Source organism: Candidatus Uabimicrobium helgolandensis, assembly GCF_041508025.1.
Classification (GTDB): Bacteria; Planctomycetota; Uabimicrobiia; order Uabimicrobiales; family Uabimicrobiaceae; genus Uabimicrobium; species Uabimicrobium helgolandensis.
Genome location: NZ_CP165719.1, coordinates 8,853,655 through 8,868,442 on the forward strand (window position 1 = coordinate 8,853,655; position 14,788 = coordinate 8,868,442).

Annotated in this window: 16 protein-coding genes and 3 tRNA genes; 5 read left to right on the forward strand and 14 right to left on the reverse strand. The window is 37.0% G+C overall.

Annotated elements, in window-relative coordinates; all coding sequences use genetic code 11:
* Nucleotides 1-74: 74 nt before the first annotated feature.
* Genes UABHE_RS32725 through UABHE_RS32735 form a run of 3 tightly spaced genes read right to left on the reverse strand, consistent with a single transcriptional unit; the run spans nucleotide 75 to nucleotide 1,719 of the window.
* Complete coding sequence (locus UABHE_RS32725; RefSeq protein WP_372371707.1) at nucleotides 75-1,187, reverse strand: RNA-guided endonuclease InsQ/TnpB family protein; 1,113 nt, start codon at nucleotides 1,185-1,187, stop codon at nucleotides 75-77.
* Nucleotides 1,120-1,419 carry a recombinase family protein gene (locus tag UABHE_RS32730; RefSeq protein ID WP_372371709.1) on the reverse strand — a complete coding sequence of 100 codons (300 nt, stop codon included), beginning with the start codon at nucleotides 1,417-1,419 and terminating at the stop codon, nucleotides 1,120-1,122. Before UABHE_RS32730 ends, UABHE_RS32725 begins: the two co-directional genes overlap by 68 nt.
* 24 nt (nucleotides 1,420-1,443) lie before the next feature.
* Entirely contained in the window at nucleotides 1,444-1,719 is a 276-nt protein-coding gene (locus tag UABHE_RS32735; RefSeq protein WP_372365232.1) for a recombinase family protein, read from the reverse strand.
* Between the two features lie 89 nt (nucleotides 1,720-1,808).
* Here UABHE_RS32735 and UABHE_RS32740 point away from each other — a divergent pair, with 89 nt between their 5' ends.
* Nucleotides 1,809-2,606 carry a sulfotransferase domain-containing protein gene (locus UABHE_RS32740; RefSeq protein ID WP_372367678.1) on the forward strand — a complete coding sequence of 266 codons (798 nt, stop codon included), beginning with the start codon at nucleotides 1,809-1,811 and terminating at the stop codon, nucleotides 2,604-2,606.
* Nucleotides 2,607-2,959: 353 nt separating this feature from the next.
* Nucleotides 2,960-3,877 carry a hypothetical protein gene (locus UABHE_RS32745; protein WP_372367679.1) on the forward strand — a complete coding sequence of 306 codons (918 nt, stop codon included), beginning with the start codon at nucleotides 2,960-2,962 and terminating at the stop codon, nucleotides 3,875-3,877.
* 136 nt (nucleotides 3,878-4,013) lie between these two features.
* Here UABHE_RS32745 and UABHE_RS32750 read toward each other — a convergent pair whose 3' ends face one another.
* The 4 genes from UABHE_RS32750 to UABHE_RS32765 form a co-directional block, all read right to left on the reverse strand.
* A complete protein-coding gene (locus UABHE_RS32750; RefSeq protein WP_372367680.1) occupies nucleotides 4,014-4,700 on the reverse strand; it encodes a CPBP family intramembrane glutamic endopeptidase in 687 nt (228 codons plus the stop codon).
* Nucleotides 4,701-4,936: 236 nt separating this feature from the next.
* The gene (locus UABHE_RS32755) at nucleotides 4,937-5,572 is read right to left on the reverse strand and encodes a DUF4937 domain-containing protein (RefSeq protein ID WP_372367681.1); all 636 of its coding nucleotides are present in this window, start codon (nucleotides 5,570-5,572) and stop codon (nucleotides 4,937-4,939) included.
* A 122-nt stretch (nucleotides 5,573-5,694) separates the two neighbouring features.
* Nucleotides 5,695-6,216 (reverse strand): hypothetical protein, encoded by a 522-nt coding sequence (locus UABHE_RS32760; RefSeq protein WP_372367683.1) that lies wholly within the window; start codon nucleotides 6,214-6,216, stop codon nucleotides 5,695-5,697.
* 14 nt (nucleotides 6,217-6,230) lie between these two features.
* Entirely contained in the window at nucleotides 6,231-7,514 is a 1,284-nt protein-coding gene (locus UABHE_RS32765) for a hypothetical protein (protein ID WP_372367684.1), read from the reverse strand.
* Between the two features lie 145 nt (nucleotides 7,515-7,659).
* On the opposite strand from UABHE_RS32765, the gene UABHE_RS32770 reads away from it, so the two are divergent.
* The 3 genes from UABHE_RS32770 to UABHE_RS32780 all read left to right on the forward strand — a co-directional run bounded on the left by UABHE_RS32770 (nucleotide 7,660) and on the right by UABHE_RS32780 (nucleotide 7,889).
* A tRNA-Ala gene (locus tag UABHE_RS32770) sits at nucleotides 7,660-7,733 on the forward strand.
* A gap of 3 nt (nucleotides 7,734-7,736) precedes the next feature.
* Nucleotides 7,737-7,808, forward strand: a tRNA-Val gene (locus UABHE_RS32775).
* 6 nt (nucleotides 7,809-7,814) lie between these two features.
* Nucleotides 7,815-7,889: transfer RNA gene (locus tag UABHE_RS32780), tRNA-Asn, on the forward strand.
* On the opposite strand, the gene UABHE_RS32785 is transcribed toward UABHE_RS32780, so the two are convergent.
* The 7 genes from UABHE_RS32785 to UABHE_RS32815 form a co-directional block, all read right to left on the reverse strand.
* Entirely contained in the window at nucleotides 7,875-8,675 is an 801-nt protein-coding gene (locus tag UABHE_RS32785; protein ID WP_372367685.1) for a zinc ribbon domain-containing protein, read from the reverse strand. The two genes, UABHE_RS32780 and UABHE_RS32785, sit on opposite strands and share 15 nt — an antisense overlap.
* Entirely contained in the window at nucleotides 8,641-8,844 is a 204-nt protein-coding gene (locus UABHE_RS32790; RefSeq protein WP_372367686.1) for a recombinase family protein, read from the reverse strand. The genes UABHE_RS32785 and UABHE_RS32790 overlap by 35 nt, the downstream gene beginning before the upstream one ends.
* A 234-nt stretch (nucleotides 8,845-9,078) precedes the next feature.
* A complete protein-coding gene (locus UABHE_RS32795) occupies nucleotides 9,079-9,915 on the reverse strand; it encodes a formylglycine-generating enzyme family protein (RefSeq protein ID WP_372367687.1) in 837 nt (278 codons plus the stop codon).
* Between the two features lie 72 nt (nucleotides 9,916-9,987).
* A complete protein-coding gene (locus tag UABHE_RS32800; protein ID WP_372371710.1) occupies nucleotides 9,988-10,788 on the reverse strand; it encodes a formylglycine-generating enzyme family protein in 801 nt (266 codons plus the stop codon).
* On the reverse strand, nucleotides 10,680-11,606 hold the full coding sequence (locus UABHE_RS32805) for a reverse transcriptase domain-containing protein (RefSeq protein ID WP_372367689.1): 927 nt from the start codon (nucleotides 11,604-11,606) through the stop codon (nucleotides 10,680-10,682). The genes UABHE_RS32800 and UABHE_RS32805 overlap by 109 nt, the downstream gene beginning before the upstream one ends.
* Nucleotides 11,596-12,063, reverse strand: a complete 468-nt coding sequence (locus tag UABHE_RS32810) for an HRDC domain-containing protein (protein WP_372367690.1) — start codon at nucleotides 12,061-12,063, stop codon at nucleotides 11,596-11,598. The genes UABHE_RS32805 and UABHE_RS32810 overlap by 11 nt, the downstream gene beginning before the upstream one ends.
* A gap of 75 nt (nucleotides 12,064-12,138) precedes the next feature.
* Entirely contained in the window at nucleotides 12,139-14,787 is a 2,649-nt protein-coding gene (locus UABHE_RS32815; protein WP_372367691.1) for a formylglycine-generating enzyme family protein, read from the reverse strand.
* Nucleotide 14,788 lies beyond the last annotated feature (1 nt).

A 14,788-nucleotide genomic window follows, 5' to 3' on the forward strand; every position in this document is an offset into this window, starting at 1 on the left:
GCTATTGTGAAAGATGGCAAAGGAGGACATATAGTATTTCCGATAAATTTTTGTTAAATGCTAACAAATGCAAGCTACAAAGAATGCAGCCAGGGGTTATCTCCCAATGCACGTAGAAAGATTCCACGCGCTCCATTAAAATCGCGATCAATACGCTTCTTACAAGAAGAGCAATTAAAAAACTTGTGTCCACCGATATTTTCTTTAACATAGCCACAAGAGCTACAAGTTTTGGAGGTATATGCTTCGTTTTGTTCGATAACAATAGAAGACAAGAGCTCAGCTTTAGACTTCAAAGTATTTTTGAACTTGAAGTGCGACCAGTTGAGCATTGCTCTGACTGTTTTTGAGCGTATTTTTCGCTTTGAACGTAGCACCATTTGGCTGGTTTCAAAAGGTGGTATAATAATAATTTCAAAATGTTTGCACAAGAAATTGGCAGTTTTGCGATGGATTTCGCTGATGAGATCTTTGATTTTCCATCGCATGCGATCAGCGGCTTTTTTCATACGCTTTTTACGTCGTGATTTTGCTTTCGATATGCGACTGGTAAGTTGATCGAGATGATGACATAGTCGCACAATACGACCAAAATCACCACAGCCGACTTTGCCACAACTGTGTTTGGTGTAAAAAGTTTGAAAAGATCGAACTCCTGGATCTAAGGCAACGATGTCACTCCTTTGGTTTTCAGGTTTCATGACAGGTTTGCCTTCAGGCTTAACAAGAAAAAAACGTCCTTGTTGGAAAACAACGCGGCAATCAAAATAAGCTTTACCAACAACTTCGCGAAGTAACAATTTTCCCATTTTGCGTTTATAAAAGGAATCTTGCTTTACAGCACTTTTTGGAATGTAGATGCACTCATCGCGTTTTTTGCGACTTTTGAATTTCACTTCCTGCACTTTACCAGTTTTTGCGAACTTCTTTTTGGCATTTTGTACAGCTTTGCACGCATCTTTAATAGCAATTGATTTGATTTGAAAAGGAGTTTCTTTTGACCACTCAGGTAGATCATCAAGTATTTGTTTCTTGATTTTCATCCAGCTTGCAGTTGTATTTGGCTGTTTTAGATAGTGAATCGTTTTGTTGTAAACAAACCGAGCGCAACCAAACCAGTTACGTAGAAGTTGCCGCTGTTTTTTGTTTGGATAGAATCTTATTTTCCTGCTTCTTTTTACTGCTATACCTTCGCATTCCGTGAAGTTTACACGAGAATACGTGTATGATCGATATAAGATCTTCTGTGAGCTTTTGTTGTGCACTACTTTTATCTTCTTCGAGAACCACGACTCGCCCACCACCGATTTCCATAATCCACTGGATAAGTCGATATCCAAATCTACTAAGTCTGTCTCTGTGGGTACAAAGTACTTCTTCGATTTCTCCTCTAAGTCCTTGTTCCAGTACTTTGAGCAGCCCTTTTCGTTTGAAGTTGAGCCCTCACCCAATGTCGGTGATGATTTCATGATTTGGATACTTTTCCTTCATAAACTTCTTTTGTCTTTCCAAGTCGTCTTTTTGCTTACTGCTCGATACGCGACAATAACATACTTTTTTCTTTGGCTTTTTATTACCTAATATACTTTCCAAATTGTATCTTCGTTGGTTTGATTTTGTGCGTATTGTTTTGATAAGTCCTTTTTTGTCCCAGTTTCTTAAAGTATTTGCGTGCACTCCTAATATTTCGCAAGCTACTCGACTTGGTACCCACTGCATTTTTTACCCCTTTTTCACTCCTATTTTAACCTTTTTAATATTTGTTAGCAAATGTTAAAATAATAATTACTAGTAAACAACCTCCTTTTGTGACTCAAAAAGAGCTTGATGAGATAGCTAAAAAATTTAAAGTATACGATAGTGACGTGTTTGTTGTCGCTTATCCCAAGTCAGGTACTACCTGGATGGAACAAATTGTTCATTTGTTGAGAAACAATGGTGAACAAGGAGATCAAGTTCTTAGTGAGGCCGTTCCCTGGGTAGAAGGTGCAGCAAACAGATATGATGGGCTATCTCACTTAATGAAACCTTCATCTCCGCGACGCTATTTCCACAGCCACCTCCCATATTCTTTAATGCCTGGTGTTTCCCATACAAAGGCAAAGTATATATATATCGCTCGCAATCCAAAAGACAATGCAGTATCGTTCTATTATCATTGCTGTAGTAAGTTAAACTACAATGGCAGTTGGCAAGATTTTTTTGATTTATATGTTCAAGGAAAAGTGGGATATGGATTTATTTTAGATCACATTTTAGAATGGTGGCATGCCAGTATTTTTCAAAAAAATATCATATTTTTACATTACGAACAAGTGCATAAAAATATAGAAAACGCTATTTCTCAGGTAGCCAATTTTATAGACATTTCACTAAACGATACGCTTCGGAAATCTGTTGCCACAAAAAGCTCTTTTGCATCCATGAAATCCAATTCTCTAGCCAACTTAGATTGGGTACCTCAAAGAAAAGGATTTCCTAAACATATGCGTCGAGGAATTATTGGCGACTGGAGAAATTATTTTAGCGATGCGCAAAACGCCATTTTTGATGATTTATGCAAAAAGAAACTTGCTGGAACAGAATTGACTTTCGATTTTGGGTAATAAAAAGTATTGCGTTGAGTGTGAGTATATATCCGTGTCAGCGGTAGCTGTCGTTCAGTAACTTAAATTTATATTTACATCGATAAAATTTATCAAAGTTTGATAAATTTCGTCAAAAATTGACGATATTACAATTAGTAACGTTATCTAAAATTTCACCGCAAATTTACCAAACCTAATTTTACCCAATGAATACTTAACTTACATCGTTTCATTACATATTTGTATATGTACAAAGTATATCTTTGGCATAGTATGTGCTTTATAATTTTATATCGCAACAAACTATTTCATAAAACAATTGTCGTATTACAAAATACCACTTTACCTAAAAGTGTAGTAAGGAAGTAAAAATGTTTAATAAAAACTCGATTATCAGCTCTCTCGTCATTATGTTATTACTTAGTGTAAGTTCTACAAAATTAAAAGCACAAAACTATAAAAAAATATGGCAAGATGCTAAAAAAGAAGCCAATAAAGATTTTGAAAGTTTATATAAAGCTATAGCCTCTACAGAGAGTAATAAAAAGCAAAAACAAAACTTACTCAAAAAATGCGGCCTCAATCCAGATAAGTCGTCTTTAGGTAAAAGTATAAATTTTAATCTAGAGCTTAGTCCTAGTTTAAGCAAACTTAAAGATAAAATAGATGACTACGAAAAAGCCAAAAAAGAAGACTTGCTGTTTGGAGTCTCACTAGGAAAAAAACTGAATATTATTTTAGGAAACAAAAAAATCAAAAAAGAATACATAATTTTTTGCTCTAAGGAGAAGTCTTCTGAAAATATAAATTTTTATTTGGAAGCAAATAAAAAATCAGGGAAATACCTATACTCTACATACGTTAAATCAAAATCGAAACAACAAATCAACCTTCCTGATGATCTTATAGAGCTTTGGGAAACAAGTAATGACAAAAAATTCAAAAATAGTAGCTACAAAGGCTTGGTAGAAAAAACAAAAACAGAAATTGCTAATCTCATGATGACAGATACAATCGGACGATTTACAACATCAAAATATTACACTAAATACCAAAATAGAAAAAAAGCTAAGAAAGCAGTTGCTAACAAAATCGAGGCGATTAAAAAAATCATTAATAAATACGAAGAAAGCATAAAAAAGCTTCGCAAGAAGATAGATAAAGGAGTAAAAGATTTAGAAGGTAGTGATATTGATTTATCTGGAATTGATTTTACTAAGGTTTTAGAAAAAGCTTTTAAGAAACTAAACAAAAAATTCAAAAAGCTTAAGAAATCGGAACATATGTAGGAGTACGGACAATATCAAAAAGCAAGAAATTTGCATTTGTGTTGTTATCTTCTCCTCCGCGAGGATCATAGTCTATTCAGTGTGGAGGTATCGGAAAACAAAAGACTTCCGATGCCTCCCGTTGTGAGGTAATTCCTTAAACAGTACGACTAATCATATCCCAACCAACCCACATAATGGCAAGATCTGCAAGTACATGACTGATGTAGCAATCTATAATAGAAACCTGTTTTACACGTAACCATGCCCATAAAAAACCTCCAACACTAGCACCTGTTGTGAAGAGAAGAGCTAATGATACATCAAAATAAACATTGAGAATGATAAAATGGTGCAGTCCAAACAATATTCCATTAATTACGCATATTCGTAGATGTTTATCACTATACGATGCTTGTTGTTCGAGAATAAATGCTCGCCAGTAATATTCTTCAATGAAGCTATTCCACAACGAAATAAAAATAGCCATTACCCAAAAGTATTCAATCAAACCCAACTCTTTGATTTTATTATATAACAGTGATGCATCCAAAGAAGGGAATAGTAGATAGTAACTACCTATAATAAAGGTAAAAATCACAATTCCTGTTCCAATACCATAAAGTCCGTTGGTTTTTTTCCACCCAATACGTTTCTTAAATTCTGCTAATGATTTACACATATGTCGCCATAGCACAATTGGAAAAGCAATAATGATGATTTTACTAATGGAATAAATTGTTTTTTCATACCCTGGCATGGAGAAAGCTAAGTAGGTAAAAATAGTAGGCAATAAACAAGCAACAATAAGAAGCGGTAACGAAATTTTTCTATTATTTTTCATATAATATCTCTTGAATAAATAAACCGACCAAACTAAGTGGCCTAACAAAAATAGTTACTCGTTTAGCACAGAGCTTTTATATTTCAGTGCGACGAAAACGAACAGCCTTGTGGCGTACACTTAGCTACGTAACTGAGGAGTAACAAAATTAGAAAACAAAACAACAAATTTGAGTAAATAAATACTTTGGTGAGTAACTTAAATTAATTCTTTACGGATAAACCATCTTTCTTTGTTCATATTTTTATTGAATTTATCACTTGCCACTGATCAAGCAGTATAACCTCATATCCTACAATTTTTAGTAAATCTTTTGCTGCTTTTGATTGCTCTTGGCACAATGGAAGTTGTTCCTCAACGTAATTACGATAAGTTTTTTCTTCCCACAAAGTGGTGACCAAGAAACGATTCTCGTTAATATGGGAAAAATATCCAGTAAGCATTCCAGCTCTTGCCATTGCTGGTACCCACAAGTTTAACTGCATATCAATAAAATGATTTTGGCGCTGTGTTGCTATTGTACACTCGGAAACGCGTAGTATTGTTGCTGAATGCACAGCATCTTCTATATTTCGCTCAGTACCTGGCATCCAAATCAACGGTTCGGCAAGTGCTACTTGTATTTTATTGTAGTAATTTTGCTGTTCGTTTTTAGAAGTAATCGCATCATGAACAAACAGAAAAAAATTGTCATAACATTTCTTATTTTCCCACAGTGTTAAAATACAAGCAAGTGAAGTATTTTTACACCAGCCACCCACTTGTCCAATAAAACCCACACTGTTTTTTACACAGTTCCACTGTTCCTGTGCCTGGGAAAAGTTTTCCCGTTGAGATTGGTCTACTTCACATGTGATCCACTTTAACAGCATAGTAATTCTCTTTAAATTATTTACATTTATTACGCAAAAAATCAAAAATTTTATTGTTTCGATAAAACTATATTCCTAATAAAAAGACAACTATACGCAGTGAGTAATGGGTATTAATTCTTCTATCTTTTTTTGATTTTTTCTATCATAAGAGTTACTTGTTTTTTTGAAGGCTGAATATTGAACTGACTAGGAGCATACTTAAGTATTTCTAATATTTTTTTGAATTGTTCTTGCGCTTTTTTGTAACTCTTTTTTTTGAAATATTGCACTCCTTGATCATAAAATTCGTTTACATCGTGTTGTAGTATTTCTTCATCAATATCTACATATTCAATGCAGCCTCTAACTGGCACTGTATGATTTGGTAAAATAGTACATAGTTCATTGTAATCCTTTTGTAGTTTGGGATTCTTTGGAAGCATATCGTGTATATGATTGAGGTATGCTTTTGCTACTTCGTATTTGTGTGTTTTTATCTTTTGGCGAGCTGTATTTAATGAGTAAACTACATAAGCTTTTTGTAGTTTTTTTCGCGATGGTTTGTGGTCTACTCTATCTTGGCATTTTTGTGGTTGTTGATTTGGAGATACTTGACAACTGGTTATAATAATTATTATGAGCATGAATATTCTGTTTTGCAATGTTCTCTCCTAACTTACTTTTTATACCAATATTGTATTACCTTTAGGTTTCTGACTCTATTCCATTGTGAAAATGAAAGAATAAAAACAATACTCATTCCTAAGTAATAAATATTCGCTAACCATGTTGTTCCAGCCAAAAAATAAAACGCTGCATAGGTTACCGCAATTGGCAAAATAATACGAGCACATAGAGCTAAAAAGTGTTCTTGGGTAACAGAGACATCAATATGTTTTTTACGAAAATTTATCCAGAGCTTTTTTGCTACCACTGGCTCTAGATTTTTTTGTGTAGTGTAAAAGTAAATTCTTTCAAGAGTGATAAACATTAAAAAGAGCGCTTGGAAGGTGTAAATTATCGATTTAAATAAGACAAAATGTCCTGTTCTAGTTGCAAAATGGATATTAATAATTGCAAAACCCATTCCCTTGTCTACACCTTGAAACGTTATATTTAAAGCAAGCAACACGACAATTATATAAATATACCTGTAGCTAGGAGAAGAATGCTTCAAAGGTTCCCCATTGACTATATCTCCTGGGCTCTCTTCGTTTATTCTCATTATCATATTTTGAAAAATCGGAGAAATGAATAAACAAATGTTGAGAGCCAAAAATACAGAGATGACCATCAAGGCATTTTTTTGCCATAGCTCTGTTACGATATTTTTGGCAATATACTCCAACTGTAATATAGGAAAAAAGTAGCCTAGTAACTGATATAGAATTAGTATCGGAGTCAGAGTAAGTACTATTCCATAAAAGTAGCGATATACAATTTGCCACGTTTTTAACTTATTGCCCACAAGAGTTTCTTTTTGTTGTAGTTCTAACTTGTTGACATCTCTTAAGAAAATATAGTTGCGAAACATACACCAAGCTGGATATGGCATAATAACTAATCCAAAGAATATTCCAATATCAGAAAAGTCTTTTGAAATAACCGACGTAAGAATACCTGCGCCAAAAAATGAGCCCGCCATAACTGCTATATAAGTAGATGGTGAGATAAAAAAAAGAAGTAAAGACTCTTTCCAAAATATATCTTCAAGAATAACGCGCCACTTTTCAAAACCAAAAACCATAAAAAGTAGTAAGGATGTGACAGGAAAAATAATAGCTGCAAACAATAGGCGAAATTGTATGACTGTGACAAAATCTAACGAGTCAAAAGAGGTAAACAGACGCGTTTTCGGTAATTTACGTGAACCAATATAAAGCCATACGAGATGAAAACGAATCGAAAACGAGAATAGTAACGAAAACAAAAGAGCTAACCCATAAATATCTTTATACATCAAGTAAACCTCGTACGGTTATAAGAACCAACTAAACAATTGCTTTTCACCTTATATTAAAAAGCACAGCACCAGTATAATTTTTTTTTATTTTAATGCAAGCTTAAGAGAAGGTAAGACGACTTTATTTACAGAAGCAAAAAACGGGGATGTAGCTCAGATTGGTAGAGCATCTGCCTTGCACGCAGAGGGTCGCAGGTTCGAATCCTGTCTTCTCCACAAGAAGGTGTAGCTCAGTGGTAGAGCGCCTGCTTTACACGCAGGATGTCATAGGTTCAAGTCCTATCATCTTCATTACAATGTCCAGTAGCTCAGTGGTAGAGCGTTTGGCTGTTAACCAAGTGGTCGTAGGTTCGAATCCTACCTGGACAGCCAGTTTGTACACTCCTCGAACCTAGAGGAGTGTTTTTGTGCCTTCATCACCACCACAACCCGTTGCGGGTATATTTCTACTTTTTCAATCAACTCTTCCAAAACTCGCTTCTGTTCTTTGCTACTAACTTCATAAAAAGATTCCATAGCAACAGAAACGGTGTAGCGAATATCATCCACAGAAACAAGTCCATTCTTAAATGTCAAAACTTCAGAAATTAAAGCCTGCTTCTGTTCCTCTAACTTTTTCTTACAACAAGAAATTTCATTTAGCCGCGGAGTTACAAACTCGCGGATTTGCTGCTCATCCAAATAAGAAAGTCGATTAACAAGACCACTAGCCTCACAATTCAATGTTGCTAAATCTTGCTCAACAAGATCTAGTTGTAATTGCAATTGATTGCAATCTTTATTTAACGTCTTTTCAACCTCACTACAAATATCTTCCAACAAACGATCATCTTGATGAACAAGCCCTAAGACTTGTTTACCAACAATAATTTCTAGTTCATCTATTGGAAATGAAGTTGGATAAGGACAATCCTTCTTACGCTTTTTACTTGGATGCCGATAATAAAAATATGACTTTCCGGTGTGGCTAGTTCCAGAACCATTCTCTAAAACAATACCACAGTGCGTACAATGCACCAGTCCTAACAACAGATAATCATGCTGAACATCTTCACTAACACTGTTTCCACGCGTTTTACTATTTTTCTTTAGTAATTGCTGTACTAACTGCCACTTTTCTTCATCAACAACACCATCCCACACTATTGACAACATCATCACCAGCACGCCTCTTGCCAATATAAGCTGGGTTTTTTAAGATTTGCATAACTGAAGTGCTACTCCACGGCTTTGATGGTCGATATTTTCCTGTAAGTGTTGTATATTCGCGTGTTTGATAACCTTGGGCATTATAATCATGATTTGGCAGCCCACACACGACAAGCATTTTTTGAGTTGAACATCTTTTTCTAGTAGTATCATCTTTTCTCCTTATAGTTATAATATACTACAAACGTTTAATGCGACTATAAGCTCTCACTGCGATAATTGCGATAAGCTCAAAAATACTGTTTGTCGAAAACGACTGAAAATGAGCGAAAGTACAGGGAAGTTATTGTAAGTGATTGGAAATTTGTAAAAAAAAATTACGCTCACCTTCAAAGTTTGCTTTTAGGTGGAACTACTCGGCTTGCTCCGCCGCGCCTCTCTGTTCCACCTTCTTCGTAGCTCCGCTACCTTTTTGTGACCTCAGGCAAAACCGAAAACCAATGAAGTCGTCGCGGGAGTCGGGCTCGAAACTGTAACGGTACGCAGAGCGCACGTGCCCAGACGAATAGTCCCACCAGCTACCGCCGCGTATGACACGGTTAGAACCACTATCAGGGCCAACAGGATCTATAACACTAACTGTTTCGTAATTGTCAAACCAATCACAGCACCATTCCAATACATTGCCGTGCATTTCATATAATCCCCAAAGATTGCAAGGCAATGACTTTACCTCGACTGTAACTTTGCTACCGTAGTTAACTTGTTCCTTAGTAATACTTTCTCCAAAGCTAAATGCCGTGGTTGTTTCAGCGCGACATGCATATTCCCACTGTGCCTCTGTAGGTAAACAAATATTTTCACTTGGGAGTAGCGAGTTCATTTTTTGTACAAACTCATCACAATCTTCCCAACTAACATTTTCGACAGGAAGTTTTTTACCTTTAAAGCGACTAGAATTGCTTCCCATAACCGTTTCCCATAACTCTTGTGTGCAAGCAGTATCTGCTAACCAAAATCCACTACTCAAAGTTACCTGATGTTGAACTTCGCGACCAGACCTACCTTTTTCACTTTTTGGTGATCCCATTGTAAATGTTCCTGGTTTTATCCAGCGAAAACTTTGTTGCACTCCTTTGAACGTAAACGAAATCCATAGGCCATATTCGTCTTCGCCCCAACCACTTGCCCATCTTGGAGGAAAGTGCGGAATTTCGAGGTTAATATTTTGTTCTTGCACTGATGACACGGTATTCCCCTATAAAAAATATCAAATTTTAGACGAAAGCTTGTAACTTAAAAAGTTTGCTTTTAGGTGGAACTACTCGGCTTGCTCCGCCGCGCCTCTCTGTTCCACCTTCGTAGCTCCGCTACCTTTTTGTGACCTCAGGCAAAACCGAAAACCAATGTAGTCGTTGCGGTCGTCGGGCTCGAAGCTGAAACGGTACGCAGAGCGCACGAGCCCAGACGAATCGCCCCCCCAGTTACCGCCGCGCATGACACGGAGAGAACCACTGTTAGGACCAGTAGGATCTATAACATTACCTATTTGATAATCATCATACCAATCATAGCACCATTCAAATACATTGCCGTGCATTTCATATAATCCCCAAAGATTGCAAGGCAATGACTTTACCTCAACTGTAACTTTGCTACCGTAGTTAACTTGTTCCTTAGTAATACTTTCTCCAAAGCTAAATGCCGTGGTTGTTTCAGCGCGACATGCATATTCCCACTGTGCCTCTGTAGGTAAACAAATATTTTCACTTGGAAGTAGCGAGTTCATTTTTTGTACAAACCTATCGCAATCTTCCCAACTAACATTTTCAACAGGAAGTTTTTTTCCTTTAAAGTAACTAGGATTGCTTCCCATGACCGTTTCCCATAACTCTTGTGTGCAAGCAGTATCTGCTAACCAAAATCCACTACTCAAAGTTACCTCATGCTGAATTTCTCTTCTCGACCTTTCTTTTTCACTCTCAGGGGAACCCATCATAAACGTTCCTGGTTTTATCCAGCGAAAACTTTGCTGCACTCCTTTAAACGTAAATGACATCCATAGGCCATATTCGTCTTCTCCCCAACCACTCGCCCATCTAGCAGGAAAATTTTGCGGGATCTCATAGTCAATATTTTGTCTCTGCGCCGATAACATATATTTTTTCCTAAAAAAATCATCCGCGTAACCGCTTCTTTTACTTGCAAAAATAATTGTCGCACAACATATTTTCTAACTTGATTTAGTGTTCGTTTGGCTTGACTACGGCTATCACACCACCAAATAATATCGTCCATGTAGCGCACCACAGCACATACTTTTAGTTCTTCTAAAATATACCGATCAAGACTATCTAAAAAATAATTGGCAAAATGTTGCGATGGCAAAGTGCCAATAGGAAGCCCTTTACCTGGACTAGATTGGTAATTATGTATAATGTTTTTCAACAAATTTAAAACTTGTGTACCTTTAAAACGGCGCTCAAGTTTTTGATAAAGTAATCTGTGGTCTATCGCATCAAAATAGCTATGAATATCAATTTTGGCATAATATAGAAAACGGCGTATATTTTTCTGAACTTGTCTTATCGCTGCATGGTTACCTTTTTGTGGCCTACATGCAAAACTACTACTTATCATTGCTCGATCTAAAACAGGAGCGACAAAATTCATAATAGCATGATGCAAAACACGATCAGGAAAATTGGGCGCGCGAATAATACGTCTTTTTGGATCAAAAATAGTGAACTGATGTAGTTCTCCTGACGCAACTTTTCCTGCGAGAATTCTTTCTCTTATCTCTTGCAGATGTACCTCAAAATTTGCAAAAAATTGCATTACATTTGCGGATGTTCGCTTACCGCTAGCTGCTTTTGTTGCCGCTTTAACTAAATTGTCAAAACAAGCAACATCTTCTACCGCGATTTTTTTACGTTTCATCGTTTTTGCTAGTTTCTTTAAATTCTTTTTGTAAAAGTGGCAGAAAAACGTCGGCGTACTTTTCCATTCGCGATTTGCCAATACCTTCGATAGCGTTCATCGCTGCAGATGTAATGACTTTTTTGCTCACCAACGTAGCAAGTTGCTCATTGGTAAATAACGCATAGACAGGAATTCCTTCTTGTTGCGCAAGTTGTTTACGCAAAGCACGTAGTTTTGTGTAAATAGCAAAATCATGCCCGTTGAGTACCTCTTTGTAATCCATCTTGCTTTTTATTTTGACTTGCTTTACTCCACTTTCTATATACGTGATACAAAACGCCCAAAAGCTCATTTCTCCATTAGCCACAAACTGTTTTTCTACCGCCGCAATTTTGTGACTAGTACAAAATTGATTCAGTTCTTCTTGCACTTGGTATGGAGAACTTATAGTGACTTTAAAAAATTGATATTTCATCTTGAAACTCCCTCGGCTGAGACTACTCGGCTTGCTCCGCTGCACCTCTCTATCTCATCCTCTCCTCTAGCTCCGCTACTTTTCTTGTGACCTCAGGCAAAACCGAAAACCAATGTCGTCGACGCGGGAGCCGGGCTCGTACCTGTCACGGTACGCAGAGCGAACGAGCCTAGGCGAATTGTACCCCCAGCTACCGCCGCGAATGACACGGCCAGAACCATCATTAGGACCAGTAGGATCTACAACACTACCTACTTGGTAATCATCATACCAATCATAACACCATTCAAATACATTACCATGCATTTCGTATAGACCCCAATTATTACAAGGTAATGATTTTACTTCAACTGCCTGCTCACTATTGTAGTTAACTTGCTCCTGTGTAATATTTTCACCAAAGCTAAATGCGGTCTGAATTCCTGAACGACATGCATATTCCCACTGTGCCTCTGTGGGTAGAGAAAAGTTACATTCTGGCAGTAATGAACTCATTTTGTCTATAAACGTATTGCAATCGTCCCAACTCACCGTTTCTACAGGAAGCTGTGTTTCTTTAGACCTACTCGGATTATCTTTCATAATTGCTTGCCATAACTCCTGTGTGCAAGCTGTATCTGCGAGCCAAAATCCACTACTCAAAATAACTGTATGATGAACTTCATCATCGCGGCGATTCACTTCGCTCTCAGGTGAACCCATCATAAACTTGCCAGGGTTTATCCAACGCATGCGAAAACGAACGCCTTGCACGATATAGTCACTAAACAAACCATAACGATCTCGTCCCATGGCAATCGCAACCGATGGCTTTTCTACTGACTTAAAAACAACTTTCTCGCAATCTGTTTCGATCGAAAAACCGCCTTGCTGTGGTATTTGTATTTCGCATGCATGTGCTAAATTGTGCGCGTATTTAAGACCATCGTCGTAAATTTGTTCGAGATATGTATTTGCTGTAAGATCAATTACTGGACTTCCCATCGAAAACGGCTGCTCTATATTTTCGCTTTCCACAACAAACACATTTCCTTTGTGTATCAAGGCGTATTTCTTTGCTGGCGTCTCTTTTTTGTTGATAAGCCACTTGATTTTGTCTAGATCCATGCCTTCTTTGACTGGCAACTTACTTCCTTGCTCCCATAATTCGCGATGATTGGAAAACCATGTAGCAAGTAAAGCTTCATTGTCCCACATTTCTTTATGCTGGCGGCTACTAACGCGGTGAAACCACTGTTTAAAACCTTCGCGATAGTCAAAGTTATCACTGTCCATTGTACGAAAAATCTTTTTTATGTACTCTTGGGTTTCTTCTTTTTCTTCATTTAAAAGATCCTCATATAACCACTCTTCCTCTTGTCGTACTCCCTCAGGCAGATAGGCGTGATGTTCTTTGATTATTTTTATAACTGGCATACGATATTCTTCAATGATTTTTTGTATTTCAGGAACCAACTCGCCTTCGCATGCAAAATTTTTGCGGTATGTATCAAAGTGCGATTCTTTGTAAGAGAATGCCAAGGGGTTTTGCTCGACATGCGGATGATTCCATACTTGTGCCTCAACGCCTGAATCTGTGTATTTATGTAAAAGAAGTCTAGCGGCACGCAATAAAGATGGTTCAATACGAACAGCAGGAGAAAGCAAACTTAATAAAAGATCAACACCATTATGTGGATTTGCTGTAGAGGTAGACAAGGAGCAGCGATGATCAAAAGGCAAACGCTGACCTCGATCCCACCAAAATAAATTAAAATAAGAAAATAATCTACTATCCCATAAGCGCGGAGGACATGGTGTTAGAACAATAGCCTTTTTTCCCTTTTTTTTAAGACGTTTGCCGAAACGCAACCATTTCTCAATAACAACATCTCGCATTTGCTTATTGCTATAATCGCTTTCTTGTACTGGTTCAGCAACGCTTTTTTCTTCTGTCGGTTCTAAACAACCAAGATCACTAATAATCAATAATGGTTCATTTACCTGAGGGGTAATAAAAGACTCAGCTTTTTCGCGGTATCGCCGATATTTCTTAAATTTGGTCAAAAGTCCATTTTCAACGCAATATGCCTCTAACCCAGAGCTACCGCGCAACTGTTCTATACCTTCGTATATAAAGTTCATATCATCCCAAAAAGTGAGCAATCGCTCATCAAAATCAAAAACAATATGACAAGTATTTGCCCATGAGCGGTAAGACTTTTTTGGAACACGGTAAATCGGCTTGATCTCAGATACGATTTTAATCAACTTTTTGACATCTATGCCTCGTTGATAAGTAGCACCAAGCACACTTTGCAAAAAAGGCCATAATTTCGGCCATGACACTAAAGGATATTGTTTAGGAGGAGTTTTATCATAGTTCATTCCACCCTTCTTTGTATCTAATATTTCGCCTTTAGTCCACTCTGGTTCTTCAACGTTAACTACAGACTCATGTTCTTTTGATTCATATTTAATAGCACGCCAGAACCGCATTTTTTCAGATTGGCTAGGTGGTTTTTCATTAACATCAATATCAGAACCTTCTCCATCAGGCTTGCTAGGACTCTTGCCTAATTCGATAGGCTCTTCTTCTTGTTCGTTTTCTATCTGGATAGACTCAAAGCCTGCAAATGCTGACATTTTTTTAAGATAACGCTCACCATAAAACAAAAACTCAACAAGATCAGCGCGGCCAATAGAAGTACTTTTATGTTGTATAGAACTTTTTTCAGTTGTCATG

Coding starts and splice junctions, on each gene's coding strand:
- UABHE_RS32735 (WP_372365232.1), bottom strand. CDS start 1,719: ATGCAGTGGGTACCAAGTCGAGTAGCTTGCGAAATATTAGGAGTGCAC.
- UABHE_RS32745 (WP_372367679.1), top strand. CDS start 2,960: ATGTTTAATAAAAACTCGATTATCAGCTCTCTCGTCATTATGTTATTA.
- UABHE_RS32750 (WP_372367680.1), bottom strand. CDS start 4,700: ATGAAAAATAATAGAAAAATTTCGTTACCGCTTCTTATTGTTGCTTGT.
- UABHE_RS32755 (WP_372367681.1), bottom strand. CDS start 5,572: ATGCTGTTAAAGTGGATCACATGTGAAGTAGACCAATCTCAACGGGAA.
- UABHE_RS32765 (WP_372367684.1), bottom strand. CDS start 7,514: ATGTATAAAGATATTTATGGGTTAGCTCTTTTGTTTTCGTTACTATTC.
- UABHE_RS32785 (WP_372367685.1), bottom strand. CDS start 8,675: ATGATGTTGTCAATAGTGTGGGATGGTGTTGTTGATGAAGAAAAGTGG.
- UABHE_RS32790 (WP_372367686.1), bottom strand. CDS start 8,844: ATGCTTGTCGTGTGTGGGCTGCCAAATCATGATTATAATGCCCAAGGT.
- UABHE_RS32805 (WP_372367689.1), bottom strand. CDS start 11,606: ATGAAACGTAAAAAAATCGCGGTAGAAGATGTTGCTTGTTTTGACAAT.
- UABHE_RS32810 (WP_372367690.1), bottom strand. CDS start 12,063: ATGAAATATCAATTTTTTAAAGTCACTATAAGTTCTCCATACCAAGTG.
- UABHE_RS32815 (WP_372367691.1), bottom strand. CDS start 14,787: ATGACAACTGAAAAAAGTTCTATACAACATAAAAGTACTTCTATTGGC.